The 15535-nt window shown below is 72.0% G+C and carries 10 protein-coding genes; 3 read left to right on the top strand and 7 right to left on the bottom strand.

All coding sequences use genetic code 11. The annotated features are described in order from the left end of the window. Window positions 1-10 precede the first annotated feature (10 nt). Complete coding sequence (locus ACF08W_RS08370) at window positions 11-904, bottom strand: AraC family transcriptional regulator (protein ID WP_352275105.1); 894 nt, start codon at window positions 902-904, stop codon at window positions 11-13. A 225-nt stretch (window positions 905-1129) separates the two neighbouring features. Here ACF08W_RS08370 and ACF08W_RS08365 point away from each other — a divergent pair, with 225 nt between their 5' ends. After that, window positions 1130-2935, top strand: a complete 1806-nt coding sequence (locus tag ACF08W_RS08365; RefSeq protein ID WP_392278806.1) for a beta-galactosidase family protein — start codon at window positions 1130-1132, stop codon at window positions 2933-2935. 1 nt (window position 2936) lies between these two features. Here ACF08W_RS08365 and ACF08W_RS08360 read toward each other — a convergent pair whose 3' ends face one another. Then, complete coding sequence (locus ACF08W_RS08360; RefSeq protein WP_352274961.1) at window positions 2937-3713, bottom strand: serine protease; 777 nt, start codon at window positions 3711-3713, stop codon at window positions 2937-2939. Between the two features lie 272 nt (window positions 3714-3985). Here ACF08W_RS08360 and ACF08W_RS08355 point away from each other — a divergent pair, with 272 nt between their 5' ends. Then, on the top strand, window positions 3986-4897 hold the full coding sequence (locus ACF08W_RS08355) for a hypothetical protein (protein WP_392278805.1): 912 nt from the start codon (window positions 3986-3988) through the stop codon (window positions 4895-4897). Window positions 4898-4920: 23 nt separating this feature from the next. Here ACF08W_RS08355 and ACF08W_RS08350 read toward each other — a convergent pair whose 3' ends face one another. The 3 genes from ACF08W_RS08350 to ACF08W_RS08340 form a co-directional block, all read right to left on the bottom strand. Next, window positions 4921-6573, bottom strand: coding sequence for a DEAD/DEAH box helicase (locus ACF08W_RS08350; RefSeq protein WP_392278804.1), 1653 nt, complete (start codon window positions 6571-6573; stop codon window positions 4921-4923). A gap of 190 nt (window positions 6574-6763) precedes the next feature. Then, the gene (locus ACF08W_RS08345; RefSeq protein WP_352274958.1) at window positions 6764-6967 is read right to left on the bottom strand and encodes a cold-shock protein; all 204 of its coding nucleotides are present in this window, start codon (window positions 6965-6967) and stop codon (window positions 6764-6766) included. A gap of 218 nt (window positions 6968-7185) precedes the next feature. Further along, on the bottom strand, window positions 7186-7812 hold the full coding sequence (locus tag ACF08W_RS08340; RefSeq protein ID WP_352274957.1) for a TetR/AcrR family transcriptional regulator: 627 nt from the start codon (window positions 7810-7812) through the stop codon (window positions 7186-7188). Between the two features lie 149 nt (window positions 7813-7961). Between ACF08W_RS08340 and ACF08W_RS08335 the strand changes: the two genes are divergently transcribed. Then, window positions 7962-8891 (top strand): rhomboid family intramembrane serine protease, encoded by a 930-nt coding sequence (locus tag ACF08W_RS08335; protein ID WP_385211360.1) that lies wholly within the window; start codon window positions 7962-7964, stop codon window positions 8889-8891. A 145-nt stretch (window positions 8892-9036) separates the two neighbouring features. Here the strand turns inward: ACF08W_RS08335 and ACF08W_RS08330 are convergent, their stop codons facing one another. Then, the gene (locus tag ACF08W_RS08330; protein WP_392278803.1) at window positions 9037-10497 is read right to left on the bottom strand and encodes a glutamate synthase subunit beta; all 1461 of its coding nucleotides are present in this window, start codon (window positions 10495-10497) and stop codon (window positions 9037-9039) included. Further along, on the bottom strand, window positions 10490-15082 hold the full coding sequence (gene gltB / locus ACF08W_RS08325; protein WP_392278802.1) for a glutamate synthase large subunit: 4593 nt from the start codon (window positions 15080-15082) through the stop codon (window positions 10490-10492). The genes ACF08W_RS08330 and gltB overlap by 8 nt, the downstream gene beginning before the upstream one ends. Between the last annotated feature and the right edge of the window lie 453 nt (window positions 15083-15535).

Here is a 15535-nt window from a genome sequence, read left to right as displayed (position 1 = left end):
GTCAGCGAGCTTAGACGGCCGGGCCGGGCGGGATGATCGTCGGTGGGTGCTCCGAGTCCGGAATCCGGTCGCTCCAGCCTCCGGGGACGGTGTGTCCCTGCTGTTCGCGGAAGCGGACGGGGGCGGTGCCGACCCGGCGGGCGAAGAGCCGGGAGAAGTAGGCGGGGTCGTCGTAGCCGACGCGGCGGGCGACGGCGGCGACCGGCAGGTCGGTGGCGGCGAGGAGTTCCTTGGCGCGGCCGAGGCGGATGCCGAGGAGGTAGTCCTTGGGGCTGCGTCCGGCGCCCCGTCGTACGGCCGTCCGCAGTTCGGCGGTGGTCATGCCGTGCCGGGCGGCGTGCTCGGCGACCGACAACGGCTGGAAGGCGTCGCGGGCGAGGGCCTGCAGGACGGGGTCGCCGTCCGGGCTGACGTCGGCGCGGGCCCGGCGCAGGGCGACGAGCAGTTCGTGGACGGCGGCTCCGGTCTCCACTTCCAGGAGCGGGTTGCCCCGGCGGGCGGCGCGGACGATCCGGCTGATCGCGGCGCGTGGTGCGGCCGTGTCGGCGAGCGGGACGAGCGGCCGGTCGGGCTCGATGTAGCCGAGTTCGGTGTAGGTGGCGGTGGCGGGGCCGGTGAAGTCGACGAAGCTCTCGTCCCAGCCGGTGTCGGGGTCGGCGCCGTAGTGGTGCGGGGTGCCGGGGGTGAGCCAGATCAGGCTGGGTGCGGTGACGGGGATCCGGCGGCCGTCGGCCCCGGTGAACCAGCCGCTGCCGGAGTGGACGACGACGGCCACGTGGTGGTCGAGGGTGCGCGGGCCGACGGTGGGCAGGGTGCCGTGCTGGAGCCCGACGCCGAGGCAGACCAGGCCCAGCCGGTGGTGGAGCGGGCTGGGGGTGAAGAACCGCATCCAGGTGTGGTACATCGGCCGCCCTCGCTCCTCCTTCGACCACTTCCGTGCCAGGTCGGGCACGGGTTTGAACATTTGCGTCCAAACAGTAGTGATCTTTGTCCATGGACCGGCCGGGCGCCAGAGGGCGAGGGTGGGGGCACCATTCCTCCCGGGTCCGCCCGCTCCGTGGTGCGTGCCGTCGTACGCCCCGGGTGCGCGGGTCACGGGGGCCGCGCGCACAGGAGAGTTACGAGCACGATGGCTGACTTCACCGTGGGGGACGACCACTTCCGGCTCGACGGGAAGCCCGTACGGCTGCTGTCGGGGGCCCTGCACTACTTCCGGGTGCACGAGGAGCAGTGGGACCACCGGCTGTCGATGCTCCGCGCCATGGGCCTGAACTGCGTGGAGACGTATGTGCCCTGGAATCTGCACGAGCCGCGGCCGGGCCGGTTCCGGGACGTGGGCGCGCTCGGCCGGTTCCTGGATGCGGCGCAGCGGGCCGGGCTGTGGGCGATCGTCCGTCCGGGTCCGTACATCTGTGCCGAGTGGGAGAACGGTGGTCTGCCGGTCTGGGTGACGGGGCGGTTCGGGCGGCGGGTGCGCTCGCGTGACGAGGGGTATCTGGAGGCGGTGGAGCGCTGGTTCGCGGCGCTGCTGCCGCAGGTGGTGCAGCGGCAGATCGGGCGCGGCGGTCCGGTGATCATGGTGCAGGCGGAGAACGAGTACGGGAGTTTCGGCTCCGACCGGGTCTATCTGCGGCGGGTGGCCGGGATGCTGCGCGAGCGGGGGCTGACCGTTCCCCTGTTCACGTCGGACGGGCCGGAGGACCACATGCTGACGGGCGGTTCCGTGCCGGGTCTGCTGGCGACGGCGAATTTCGGTTCGGGGGCGCGGGAGGCCTTCGAGGTGCTGCGCCGTCATCAGCCGAAGGGGCCGCTGATGTGCATGGAGTTCTGGTGCGGCTGGTTCGAGCACTGGGGTGCCGGGCCGATGGAGCGCGATCCCCGGCCGGCCACCGAGGCGCTGCGGGAGATCCTGGAGTGCGGGGCGTCGGTGAACATCTACATGGCGCACGGGGGGACGAACTTCGCCGGGTGGGCGGGGGCGAACCGGTCGGGTCCGCTCCAGGACCAGGACTTCCTGCCGACGGTGACGTCGTACGACTACGACGCGCCGGTCGACGAGTACGGCCGGGCCACGGAGAAGTTCCGGATGTTCCGTGAGGTGCTCGCCCCGTACGCGGACGGGCCGCTGCCCGAGCTGCCGCCGGAGCCGGTCGGGCTGGCGGAGCCGGTGCGGGTGCGGCTGACGGGGTGGGCGTCGCTGGATGCGGTGCTGGAGGCGCTGGGTGACGAGGAGGGGGCGCCGTCCGGGATGCCGCCGACCTTCGAGGAGCTGGGCGTGGACCGGGGTCTGGTGCGTTACCGGGTGTCCGTGCCGGGTCCGCGTCAGCCGTACGCGCTGGATGTGACGGGGCTCCGGGACCGGGCCGTGGTGCGGGTGGACGGGGTCCGGGCGGGGGTGCTGACGGCCGAGGACAGTGTCCTGGCGGAGCCGGTGGCGGGGCCCGCGGAGGTCGAGCTGTGGGTGGAGTCGCTGGGCCGGGTCAACTACGGGCCGCGGCTCGGTGAGTCCAAGGGGATCACGGGCGGGGTGCGGCACGAGCGGCAGTATCTGCACGGGGTGCGGGCGCGGGCGCTGCGGCTGGACGCGTTCGAGGAGCCGGGGGCGGTGGAGCGGGTGGCGTTCGGGGAGGTCGGCCGGTCCGACGGGACGGGGCTGTTCCGGGGGACGTTCGAGCTCGACGGGGTGGCCGGGGTCGGGCACGCGGGGCTCGAACTTCCGGGCTGGGCACGGGGGTTCGTGTGGGTGAACGGCTTCTGTCTGGGCCGCTACTGGTCGGTGGGCGCGCAGCGGACGCTGTATGTGCCGGGGCCGGTGCTGCGGGAGGGCGGCAACGAGGTGTGGGTGCTGGAGGTGGAGGGGGCGGGGGCCCCGTTCGTGGAGCTGGGCCCGGGGGCGCCCGTGTTCAGGGGCGCCCCCGGGGTGGTTCGGGGGTGACTCAGAGCGTGGCCGCCGCCGAGGCGATGTTGGCGGCGAAGGTCGAGACCTCGCTGTACACGCCGGGGTAGCCGGGCCGGGCGCAGCCGTTGCCCCAGCTGACGATGCCGACCTGGATCCAGGCTCCGGCGTTGTCCTTGCGGAACATGGGGCCGCCGGAGTCGCCCTGGCAGGTGTCGACGCCGCCGGTGGAGAGGAGTCCGGCGCAGATCTCGTCGCCGGGGATGAGGTCGCCTCCGTAGGCGGCCTGGCAGTCGGCGTCGGAGACGAAGGGCACGTTGGCCTTCAGCAGGTAGCGCTGCTGGGCGCCGCCCTCGGTGGCCGCGCCCCAGCCGGCGACGGTGAAGGTGCCGTTGTTGTACGCGGTGGTGGTGGCGATCTTGAGGGTCGGCTGGTTGATGGGCTGGGCGAGCTTGATGAGTGCCCAGTCCTTGCCCGCGCCGTTGTAGCCGGGGGCCTGGAGGACCTTGGTGGACTTGACCTTGACCGCGCTGGCGGACTGGAGGTCGACGACCCCTCCGGTGACGGTGATGGAGGTGTTGTTGCCCGATCCGTCGACGCAGTGCGCGGCGGTGAGGACGATGTCCTTGGCGTAGAGGGCGCCGCCGCAGCCCATCGAGAGCCGGACCATGAACGGGAACTCGCCCTGGGCGGCGCGGGTTCCGCCGACGACCGGCTGGGGGGCGGCGGAGGCGCCGGCGGGCTGGAGGCTGAAGCCGGCGAGGACGACGGCGGCTATGACGGAACATCTCTTCACGGCACGCAGAAGCTGCTTCATGGAACTGCCTTCTTTCGTGGGGGGTGTGCCGGGTGGGGGGGTGCTTGTGGGGGTGTGCTTGTGGGGAGTGCCCGTGCCCCGGGCCGGGTGGTGACGGGGGGTGCGGCACGACACCACACCCTGGTCATGGACCCGACAAAGGCACGCTTGGGATTATCGGGAAATGATCATGAACCCCACAAGGATCACTTTCCGGCCAAGATCGCCCGCACCCCTGCCGCTACAGTGGAATCCGGCCGGTACGACCGGCCGATCCTCGGGAACGGGGGGACATGACGGACGGCAGCCACCGGACCATCCGCAGCCCGGTGGTCCATGGATTCCCGCATCTCGCGACGGTCCGGTCCGCGATCACCGCGCTCTACCGGCGGCTCTCGTACGACGGCGTCCGCTCCTACGCCACGAGCCTCACCGCCGCCGACACCACTCTCCTCGACGGGGAGAACCTCCACCTCGGCACCCAGCGGGTGGCCCGGTCGGTCGCCCGGCACCTCCGGCTTCCGGACGCCCGGATGATCGTCTCGTTCCGCACGATGGAGCATGCCGCCGAGATCGAACTGGCCGCCGGGCCGGAGTACTTCGTCGAACTCAACGACCGGTTCCGCACCCATCGCGGGGACATCGGCGCCGCGCTCTCCCACGAGATCACCCATGTGCTGCTGCACCGGCTCGGCCTGGCGTTCCCCGGCACCCGGGACAACGAGATCCTCACCGACACCGTGGCCACCTACCTGGGCGCCGGCTGGCTGCTGCTCGACGCCTTCCGCGAGGACGCGGTCTCCAGCCAGAAGCTCGGCTACCTCACCCCGGAGGAGTTCGGCTACGTCCTCGCCCAGCGGGCGTCGGCCTTCGGCGAGGACCCGTCGCCGTGGTTCACCAGCCCGCAGGCGTACGACGCGTTCCGCGCCGGGCGGGACCGGGCGCTGCGGGACCTCCGCAGGCCCCCGCTCGCGGCGGCGGGCGGACCGGACCGCCGCCGCTACGCGAGGGCCCGGCGCCAGGCCCGGGAGCGGCCGGGCACGCCCGGGGCGCCGGACGCCCCGTACGCCTTCGAGGGGGCGCCGGACGCGCTGCGGGTCTCCTTCGGCTGCCCGGTCTGCCACCAGCGCCTCCGGCTCCCGGCGCGCGGCCGGGTCCGGGCCCGGTGCGGGCTGTGCGGGACGGTCCTGGACTGCGACACGTAGGACCGTCCCCGGGCCCCTTGTCGCTAAGCGGCCCGGCCGCCGCGCCCCTGGCCGGAGCGCCCGGCGCCCTGCGGGCGTGCCCCGCCCCGGCCCCGGCCGCCGCCGGAACCCGCGGGACGGCCGCCACCGGAACCGGCTCCGCGGCCGCCGCCCGCGCCCGCCGTACGGGAAGCCCCGCCCGAGCCGTTCGCGCGGGCCGCGCCGCCGGTGCCGCGGGCCTCGCCGCTCCCCTGCCCCGCGCCGCCGCGCCGGCCGCGTCCGCCGCCGGAGCGGGTGCGCTGCTTGGGCGGGGTCGGCTGCGGGACCTCGACGACGACCGCGACGCCGGACGGCTCGCGGGCGCCGGTGATCCGGACGAGCTCCTCGTCGCCGGAGCTGACCCGGGTGGTCCGCGGGGCGATGCCCGCGTCCGACATCAGCCGGGCCATGTCCCGCTTCTCCTCGGGCAGCACCAGCGTGACGACACTGCCGGACTCCCCCGCGCGGGCGGTGCGCCCGCCCCGGTGCAGATAGTCCTTGTGGTCGGTCGGGGGGTCCACGTTCACGACCAGGTCGAGATCGTCGACATGGATGCCGCGGGCCGCCACGTTCGTCGCCACCAACGCGGTGACCTGGCCGTTCTTGAACTGGTCCAGGGTCCGGTTGCGCTGCGGCTGGGACCGCCCGCCGTGCAGCGCCGCGGCCCGTACGCCGCTGGCCAGCAGCCGCTTGGCGAACCGGTCGGCACCGCGCTTGGTGTCCACGAACATGATCACCCGGCCGTCCCGGGCGGCGATCCGGACGGCCACGGCCTTCTTGTCGGTCGCGTCGGCCACGTGCAGCACATGGTGCTCCATGGTGGTGACCGCACCGGCGGACGGGTCCACGGAGTGCACGACCGGGTCGGTCAGGAACATCGTGACCAGCCGGTCGATGTTCTTGTCGAGCGTGGCCGAGAACAGCATCCGCTGACCGCCCGGCTCGACCTGCTTCAGCAACCCGACGACCTGCGGCATGAAGCCCATGTCGGCCATCTGGTCGGCCTCGTCGAGAACGGTGATCGCGACCCGGTCCAGCTCGCAGTCGCCCCGCTCGATGAGGTCCTTCAGCCGGCCGGGCGTGGCGACGAGCACCTCGGCGCCCCGGCGCAGCGCGGCGGACTGCCGGGTGATCGACATGCCGCCGACGACCGTGGTCAGCCGCAGCCGCAGGGCGGCCGCGTACGGCGTCAGCGCGTCGGTGACCTGCTGGGCCAGCTCACGGGTGGGGACGAGGACGAGCGCCAGCGGGGCCTTGGGCTCGGCGCGCCGCCCGGCGGTGCGGGCCAGCAGCGCGAGGCCGAAGGCGAGGGTCTTGCCGGAGCCGGTGCGGCCCCGGCCGAGGATGTCCCGGCCGGCCAGCGAGTTCGGCAGGGTGGCGCCCTGGATCGGGAACGGCTCGGTGACGCCCTGCGCGGCGAGGGTCTTCAGCAGGGCTTCGTCCATGTCCAGCTCGGCGAACGCCTCCACGGCGGGCAGGGCGGGGGTCACGGTCTCCGGAAGGGCGAACTCGCCCTGCGACGGTGTGGCCCTGCGACGGGACGACGCCTTGCCGGGTCCCTTGCCGGACCCCTTGGCGGGTGCCCTGTCCGGGGCCGTGCCGCGCCCCCTCGACGAGCGGGTGCGGGCGGGCCGGTCCGGGCGTTCGGAGCGGGTCATACGGAATTGCCCTCCTGGGGGATTCCTGAGGAGTTCCGGGGTGTCCGGTGGATTTCCTCGGAACTGCGTGGGACTGCTGGGGGTGCCGGTACCGGCGGTCAGGCCCGGTAGGGGCCCCGGGACAGCACAAGCCGGGACCCGCACCTTCGTGGTGCGGGCCCCGGCTGCGAGGTACGCGTCCGGCGGCTGATCAGGCCGGGACGATGTTCTCCGCCTGCGGGCCCTTCTGGCCCTGCGTGACGTCGAAGCTGACCTTCTGACCCTCGACGAGCTCGCGGAAGCCCTGGGTCGCGATGTTGGAGTAGTGGGCGAAGACGTCGGCGCCGCCGCCGTCCTGCTCGATGAAGCCGTAGCCCTTTTCAGAGTTGAACCACTTCACGGTTCCGGTGGCCATATTGTTCTCCTTACGAGGTGCAGTGCCGGAATTCCGCACTTTACGAATTCCGAGTCGCCGCATTGAGCCCCATCCGGAGAAAGCCGGAAAACAATAATGCGCCTGACGAAGCATTCCCGTCAGGCGCACCAAAAGTTCATGGGTACCAAAACTGCAACGCCCCCACCGTAGCACGTTCCGGCGAACCGTGACGGGGACGCGCCGGGCGGGCCGCCGGGTCAGTCTTCCGGCGGGGCGGAATCCAGGGCGATGCCGTCCAGGACCATCGAGAGGTACTGGCGGGCGATCTCCTCGGGGCTGTGCAGCCCGCCCGGCCGGTACCAGGAGGCCGCGACCCAGACGGTGTCGCGGACGAAGCGGTAGGTGAGCCGGATGTCGAGGTCGGCGCGGAAGCTGCGGTCGGCGACGCCGCGCTCCAGCGTGCCGAGCCAGGCCTTCTCGAATCTCCGCTGGGACTCCACGAGGTAGCCGAAGCGCGGCTGGGCGGCGAGGTGCCGGGCCTCCTTCTGGTAGATGGCGACGGCGGCCCGGTGCCGGTCGATCTCCCGGAAGGACTCGGTGACCAGTGCCTCGATGGTCGCCCTGGGCGGCAGCCCGGCGTCGAGCACCGCGTCGTACCCCTCCCAGAGCTCGTCGAGGAAGGTCGAGAGGATCTCGTCGATCATCGATTCCTTGGAATCGAAGTGGTAGTAGAGGCTGCCCGCGAGCATCCCGGCCGCGTCCGCGATCTTGCGGACGGTGGTGGCGTTGTATCCCTGCGCGGCGAAGACCTCGGCCGCGGTGGCGAGCAGTTCGCTCCGCCGTTCGGGTGAGGGGGTAGCCCGGGGCTTCTTCTTGGTAGGCACCCGGCCATTCTCCGCCCGTTCCCGCGCCCCCGGCCTTCCGGCCCTCCGTACGGCGTTCGCTATCTTGATCGCCGCGCCCCGATCCGCCGCGTCCTGATCCGCCGCCGCCCCACCGGCCGTTCGTGCCCGCCCTACCGAAGGAGCCCGTCGTGGAGGCCGCAGCCACCACCTGTTACCGCCATCCGTCGTACGAGACCTATGTCAGCTGCGTGCGCTGCGAGCGCTTCATATGCCCCGACTGCATGCGGGAGGCGGCCGTCGGCCACCAGTGCGTGGAGTGCGTGAAGGAGGGCCAGCGGTCGGTCCGGCAGGCGCGCACCGTCTTCGGGGGCACGGTGCCCCGGTCCGCGGTGCCGATCGTCACGTACGTCCTGATGGGGCTGAACATCGCCGCCTACCTGGGCGAGGTGGTCCGGCCGGGGATCCTCGACCGGTTCGCGATGCTGGGGGCCGGGCTGGTGGGCCCGGACAAGGGGTACTACGTCTACCAGCCCGGGGCCGGCGCCATCCCCGGCTTCGACGCGATCGGGGTGGTCGACGGCGAGTGGTACCGGCTGCTGACCGGGGCCTTCCTGCACCTGCCGCCGACCGGGGCGACCCTGGGGGCGCTGCCGTTCGGGATCTTGCACATCGTCTTCAACATGTACGCGCTGTGGAACCTGGGCCGGGTCGTCGAGCAGCAGCTGGGCCGGGCCCGCTATCTGGCGCTGTATCTGCTGTCCGCGCTGGGCGGTTCGGTGCTGGTCCATCTGATCGCGCCGTCCGACCTGACGGTGGGCGCCTCGGGCGCGATCTTCGGCCTCGGCGCGGCCTTCTACGTCATCCATCTGCGGCTGGGCCGGGACATGGCGCCGGTCAACCGGTTCATGGCGATGTTCCTGCTCTGGATGGTGATCTCGGCGGGGTTCGCCTCCTGGCAGGGCCATCTGGGCGGGTTGCTGACCGGCGGCGTCGTGACGCTCGCGTACGCCTACGCCCCGGCGAACCGGCGTACCGCGTTCCAGGCCGCCGCGTGCGTGGTGCTGCTCGCGGTGCTGGTGCTGCTGGTGGTGCTCAAGAACTCCGCGCTGGCGGGCTGAGAGCCTGCCGGGTGGCCTTCCGGTCGACGGCGACCCGGCGGGCCCGGAACGCACCGCGGCGCCTGCCGAATCGTCCGGTCGGGGACGGGCAGGCGCCGCGGTCGGTTCCGTACGCCGTTGTACGGGACGTCTCGGCAGGCCGCGATCAGACCGTCAGGGCGCGGTCGGTCGGGCGGATCGGGGCCGGCAGGGAGCTGGCCCCGGTCAGGTAGCGGTCCACGCCGCGTGCCGCGGAGCGGCCCTCGGCGATGGCCCAGACGATGAGGGACTGGCCGCGTCCGGCGTCACCGGCGACGAAGACCCCGTCGACGTTGGTGGCGAAGTCCGCGTCCCGGGCGACGTTGCCGCGTTCGTCGAGCTCCAGGCCGAACTGCTGCACCAGGCCGTTGGCCTGGTCGGTTCCGGTGAAGCCCATGGCGAGCGTGACCAGCTGGGCCGGGATGCGCCGCTCGGTGCCGGGCTTCTGCTCCAGCCTGCCGTCCTTGAACTCCACCTCGATCAGATGGAGGGCCTGGACGTCGCCGTTCTCGTCGCCCTCGAAGCGGGTGGTCGAGACGGAGTAGACGCGCTCGCCGCCCTCCTCGTGCGCGGAGGTGACCTTGTAGAGCATCGGGAAGGTCGGCCAGGGCTGGCCCGCGTTCCGCTCCTCGCCCGGCCTCGGCATGATCTCCAGCTGGGTGACGGACAGGGCGCCCTGGCGGTGGGCGGTGCCGACGCAGTCGGCCCCGGTGTCGCCGCCGCCGATGACCACGACGTGCTTGCCCTCGGCGGTGATCGGGGCGACCGTCAGATCGCCCTCCTGCACCTTGTTGGCGAGCGGCAGGTACTCCATCGCGAAGTGCACGCCGTTGAGCTCGCGGCCCGGGACGGGCAGGTCGCGCGAGACCGTGGCGCCCGCGGCGATGACCACCGCGTCGTAGCGGCGGCGGAGCTTGGCGGCGTCGATGTCGCGGCCGATCTCCGTCTCGGTGCGGAACTTGGTGCCCTCCGCGCGCATCTGCTCGATGCGGCGGTTGATGTGCGACTTCTCCATCTTGAACGCGGGGATGCCGTACCGCAGGAGGCCCCCGATGCGGTCCGCGCGCTCGTAGACGGCGACGGTGTGGCCGGCCCGGGTCAGCTGCTGGGCGGCGGCGAGACCGGCCGGGCCCGAGCCGATGACGGCGACGGTCTTGCCGGAGAGCCGCTCGGGCGGGCGCGGGGTGACGTCGCCGCTGTCCCACGCCTTGTCGATGATGGAGACCTCGACGTTCTTGATGGTGACGGCCGGCTGGTTGATGCCGAGCACGCACGCCGACTCGCACGGGGCGGGGCAGAGCCGGCCGGTGAACTCGGGGAAGTTGTTCGTGGCGTGCAGCCGCTCGGACGCCGCCGCCCAGTCCTCGCGGTAGGCGTAGTCGTTCCACTCGGGGATCAGGTTTCCGAGCGGGCAGCCGTTGTGGCAGAACGGGATGCCGCAGTCCATGCAGCGGCCGGCCTGCTTGCTGATGATCGGGAGCAGCGAGCCGGGGACGTAGACCTCGTTCCAGTCCTTGACGCGCTCGGCCACGGGGCGGGTCTCGGCGACCTCGCGTCCGGTGGTCAGGAAGCCCTTGGGGTCAGCCATGGGTCGCCGCCTCCATCATCTTCTCGGTGGTCTCCTGTTCGGAGAGACCGGCGAGCTCAGCGGCGTCCTTGGCGGCGAGCACTGCCTTGTACGTGGACGGGATGATCTTGCTGAACCGGGTCGCGGCGCTGTCCCAGTCGGCGAGCAGCTTCTCGGCGACGGTGGAGCCGGTCTCCTCGTGGTGGCGGCGCACGACGTCGTGCAGCCACTGCCGGTCGGTGGCGGAGAGCTCCTCGATCGCGCCGAGGTTCCCGGGGTTGACGTGGTCGCGGTTGAGGTCGACGACGTACGCGACGCCGCCGGACATGCCGGCCGCGAAGTTGCGTCCGGTCTCGCCGAGGACGACGGCGTGGCCGCCGGTCATGTACTCGCAGCCGTGGTCGCCCACGCCCTCGGAGACGACGGTGGCGCCGGAGTTGCGGACGCAGAACCGTTCGCCGGTACGGCCGCGCAGGAAGAGTTCGCCGCCGGTGGCGCCGTAGGCGATGGTGTTCCCCGCGATGGTGGAGTACTCGGCGAGGTGGTCGGCGCCGCGGTCCGGGCGGACGACGATCCGGCCGCCGGAGAGGCCCTTGCCGACGTAGTCGTTGGCGTCGCCCTCCAGGCGCAGGGTGACGCCGCTGGGGACGAAGGCGCCGAAGGACTGGCCGGCGGAGCCGGTGAAGGTGATGTCGATGGTGTCCTCGGGCAGTCCGGCGCCGCCGAACCGCTTCGTCACCTCGTGTCCGAGCATGGTGCCGACGGTGCGGTTGATGTTGCGGATCGCGAGCTGGGCCCGGACCGGCTGGGCGCTCCCGGCGTCCGGTGCGTCCAGGGCGTCGGCGGCGAGCCGGATCAGCTCGTTGTCGAGGGCCTTGTCCAGGCCGTGGTCCTGTTCGACGAGCCGGTGGCGGGCGGCGCCCTCGGGGAGTTCGGGGACGTGGAAGAGCGGGGCCAGGTCGAGGCCCTGGGCCTTCCAGTGGGTGACGGCCCGGTCGGTGTCGAGGAGTTCGGCGTGGCCGACGGCCTCCTCGATCGAGCGGAAGCCGAGCCCGGCGAGGATCTCGCGGACCTCCTGGGCGATGAACTCGAAGAAGTTCACGACGTACTCGGCCTTGCCGGAGAACCGGTCGCGCAGGACGGGGTTCTGGGTGGCGATGCCGACCGGGCAGGTGTCCAGGTGGCAGACGCGCATCATGACGCAGCCGGAGACGACGAGCGGCGCGGTCGCGAAACCGAACTCCTCGGCGCCCAGCAGGGCGGCGACGACGACGTCGCGGCCGGTCTTGAGCTGGCCGTCGGTCTGGACGACGATCCGGTCGCGCAGGCCGTTGAGCAGCAGGGTCTGCTGGGTCTCGGCCAGGCCCAGTTCCCAGGGGCCGCCCGCGTGCTTCAGCGAGGTCAGCGGGGAGGCGCCGGTGCCGCCGTCGTGGCCGGAGATCAGCACGACGTCGGCGTGGGCCTTGGAGACACCGGCGGCGACGGTGCCGACGCCGACCTCGGAGACCAGCTTCACGTGGATGCGGGCGGCCGGGTTGGCGTTCTTGAGGTCGTGGATCAGCTGGGCGAGATCCTCGATGGAGTAGATGTCGTGGTGCGGCGGCGGCGAGATCAGGCCGACGCCGGGGGTGGAGTGCCGGGTCTTCGCGACCCAGGGGTAGACCTTGTGGCCGGGCAGCTGGCCGCCCTCGCCGGGCTTGGCGCCCTGCGCCATCTTGATCTGGATGTCGTCGGCGTTGACCAGGTATTCGCTGGTCACCCCGAAGCGGCCGGAGGCGACCTGCTTGATGGCCGAGCGGCGCTCGGGGTCGTACAGCCGGTCGGCGTCCTCGCCGCCCTCGCCGGTGTTGGACTTGGCGCCCAGCCGGTTCATGGCGATGGCGAGGGTCTCGTGCGCCTCGCGGGAGATCGAGCCGTACGACATGGCGCCGGTGGAGAAGCGCTTGACGATCTCGGAGACGGGCTCGACCTCGTCGACGGGGACCGGGGTGCGGTCCTGGGTGAAGCCGAAGAGGCCGCGGAGCGTCATGAGGCGCTCGGACTGCTCGTTCACCCGGTCGGTGTACTTCTTGAAGATGTCGTAGCGCCGGGTGCGGGTGGCGTGCTGGAGGCGGAAGACCGTCTCCGGGTCGAAGAGGTGCGGTTCGCCCTCGCGGCGCCACTGGTACTCGCCGCCGATCTCCAGCGCGCGGTGCGAGGCGGAGATCCCGGAGGGCGGGTACGCCTTGGCGTGCCGGGCGGCGACCTCCTGGGCGACGACGCCGAGACCGGCGCCGCCGATCTTGGTCGCGGTGCCGTGGAAGTACTTCGCGACGAATTCCTCGTCCAGGCCGACGGCCTCGAAGACCTGGGCGCCGCGGTAGGAGGCGACGGTCGAGATGCCCATCTTGGACATGACCTTCAGGACGCCCTTGCCGAGCGCGTGGATCAGGTTCCGGATGGCCGCCTCGGGCTCGATGCCCTCGATGAACGTACCGGCGCGGACCAGGTCCTCGACCGACTCCATCGCGAGGTACGGGTTGACCGCGGCGGCGCCGTAGCCGATGAGCAGCGCGACGTGGTGGACCTCGCGGACGTCCCCGGCCTCGACCAGCAGGCCCACCTGGCTGCGCTGCTTGGTGCGGATGAGGTGGTGGTGGACGGCGGAGGTGAGCAGCAGCGAGGGGATCGGGGCGTGCTCGGCGTCGGAGTGCCGGTCGGAGAGGACGATCAGGCGGGCGCCGTCCTCGATGGCGGTGTCGACCTCGGCGCGGATCTCCTCGATCCGCGCGGCGAGGGCCTCGCCGCCGCCGCCGACCCGGTAGAGGCCGGAGAGGGTGGCGGCCTTCATGCCCGGCATGTCGCCGTCGGCGTTGATGTGTATCAGCTTGGCGAGCTCGTCGTTGTCGATCACCGGGAACGGCAGCGTGACGGCGCGGCAGGACGCGGCGGTCGGCTCCAGCAGGTTGCCCTGCGGTCCGAGCGTGGAGCGCAGCGAGGTGACGAGTTCCTCGCGGATGGCGTCCAGCGGCGGGTTGGTGACCTGTGCGAAGAGCTGGGTGAAGTAGTCGAAGAGGAGGCGGGGGCGCTCGGACAGTGCGGCGATCGGCGAGTCCGTGCCCATGGAGCCGAGCGGTTCACCGGCGGTGCGGGCCATCGGCGCGAGGATGACGCGCAGCTCCTCCTCGGTGTAGCCGAAGGTCTGCTGGCGGCGGGTGACGGAGGCGTGCGTGTGCACGATGTGCTCCCGCTCGGGGAGGTCCTCCAGCTCTATCTCGCCGGCTTCCAGCCACTGCGCGTACGGCTGCTCGGCGGCGAGGGACGCCTTGATCTCGTCGTCCTCGATGATGCGGCCCTCGGCCGTGTCGACGAGGAACATCCTGCCGGGCTGGAGGCGGCCCTTGCGGACGACCTTCGCGGGGTCGATGTCCAGGACGCCGACCTCGGAGGAGAGCACCACGAGCCCGTCGTCGGTGACCCAGTAGCGGCCGGGGCGCAGCCCGTTGCGGTCGAGGACCGCGCCGACCTGGACGCCGTCGGTGAAGGTGACGCAGGCGGGGCCGTCCCAGGGCTCCATCATCGCGGAGTGGTACTGGTAGAAGGCGCGCCGGGCCGGGTCCATGGCGTTCTTCGCCTCGGGGCTCTCCCACGCCTCGGGCACCATCATCAGCACCGAGTGGGGCAGTGAGCGGCCGCCGAGGTGGAGCAGTTCCAGCACCTCGTCGAAGGAGGCGGAGTCGGAGGCGTCGGGGGTGCAGATGGGGAAGATCCGGTCGAGCCGTGACGCGTCGCCGTGTCCGCCGTCGGCGGGGCCGAACAGGTCGGTGGCGAGCTGGGACTCGCGGGCCTTCATCCAGTTGCGGTTGCCCTTGACCGTGTTGATCTCGCCGTTGTGGGCGACGAAGCGGTACGGGTGGGCGAGCGGCCAGCTCGGGAAGGTGTTGGTGGAGAACCGGGAGTGCACCAGGGCGACGGCGGTGGCCAGGCGGGGGTCGGAGAGGTCCGGGAAGAACGGCTCCAGCTGCCCGGTGGTGAGCATGCCCTTGTAGACGATCGTGCGGGCGGAGAGCGAGGGGAAGTAGACCCCGGCCTCCCGCTCGGCGCGCTTGCGCAGGACGAAGGCCCGGCGGTCCAGGGCGATGCCGCTGCTCGTGCCGTCCGCGACGAAGAGCTGGCGGAACTCGGGCATGGTGGCGCGGGCGCCCTTGCCGAGGAGGTCGGGGGTGACCGGGACCTGGCGCCAGCCGAGGACCTTGAGGCCCTCCTCGGCGGCGATCTTCTCCAGTGCGCGGACGGCCCCGGTGGAGTCGTCGGCGGGCAGGAAGGCGATTCCGGCGGCGTAGGCGCCGGCCTCGGGGAGGTCGAAGGCGGTCTCCGCGCGCAGGAAGGCGTCCGGGACCTGGAGGAGGATGCCGGCGCCGTCGCCGGAATCGGGCTCCGATCCGGTGGCGCCGCGGTGTTCGAGGTTGCGGAGCACGGTGAGCGCCTGCTCGACCAGCTCGTGGCTGGCCACACCGGTCAGAGTGGCCACGAACCCGACGCCGCAGGCGTCGTGCTCGTTGCGGGGGTCGTACATCCCCTGCTGGGCGGGGCGACCGTCCATGGGCGACCAGGCGTCGATACGCATCGGCTCTCCCGTCGTCGTCGTGGCATGTGCGATGCCGAGGGACGACGTTGGCCCTCTGCGAAATGTGATGCAGGTATACATGATGAGGCGCTTCTCAAAAAGCGGATAGCCCGTTCCACTATGCGGACACCGGATGAGCCGGTGAAGGGGTTGTCGCAAAGGGAGGATCGGCGCCCTGGGGCCGCAGAGAGCAGGCGTCGTTGCCCGCGGTGTCTACAGCTCTTGCCCGGTGGCGAGGAAAACGAAACCGCCGGGTAATGACTACTTATGCGTAGTCCTGCATGGCGACTCATTTTACGCGGGCAGGGGCCGCCCCGCCCAGAGGTGGGAAAGAAGACGTACGTCACACGACCGGCGCACGCACAACGGGGCAGACGGGTGACAGCCGGGACATACGACGGCGGGCGCAGGCGGGCGAGCGCACGGCGGGCGGCCGCGCTCCGGGCCGGACAT

The organism is Streptomyces sp. NPDC015144, from assembly GCF_043079735.1.
Classification (GTDB): domain Bacteria; phylum Actinomycetota; class Actinomycetes; order Streptomycetales; family Streptomycetaceae; genus Streptomyces.
The sequence above is the reverse complement of the archived record's forward strand: the minus strand, read 5'-3'. Positions and strand labels throughout refer to the sequence as shown.

Bases quoted from the DNA above. Each gene is read 5' to 3' on its own strand.
- ACF08W_RS08345 (WP_352274958.1), bottom strand. From the start codon at position 6,967: ATGGCCACCGGAACCGTGAAGTGGTTCAACTCTGAAAAGGGCTACGGC.
- ACF08W_RS08365 (WP_392278806.1), top strand. From the start codon at position 1,130: ATGGCTGACTTCACCGTGGGGGACGACCACTTCCGGCTCGACGGGAAG.
- ACF08W_RS08370 (WP_352275105.1), bottom strand. From the start codon at position 904: ATGTACCACACCTGGATGCGGTTCTTCACCCCCAGCCCGCTCCACCAC.
- ACF08W_RS08360 (WP_352274961.1), bottom strand. From the start codon at position 3,713: ATGAAGCAGCTTCTGCGTGCCGTGAAGAGATGTTCCGTCATAGCCGCC.
- ACF08W_RS08355 (WP_392278805.1), top strand. From the start codon at position 3,986: ATGACGGACGGCAGCCACCGGACCATCCGCAGCCCGGTGGTCCATGGA.
- gltB (WP_392278802.1), bottom strand. From the start codon at position 15,082: ATGCGTATCGACGCCTGGTCGCCCATGGACGGTCGCCCCGCCCAGCAG.
- ACF08W_RS08330 (WP_392278803.1), bottom strand. From the start codon at position 10,497: ATGGCTGACCCCAAGGGCTTCCTGACCACCGGACGCGAGGTCGCCGAG.
- ACF08W_RS08350 (WP_392278804.1), bottom strand. From the start codon at position 6,573: ATGACCCGCTCCGAACGCCCGGACCGGCCCGCCCGCACCCGCTCGTCG.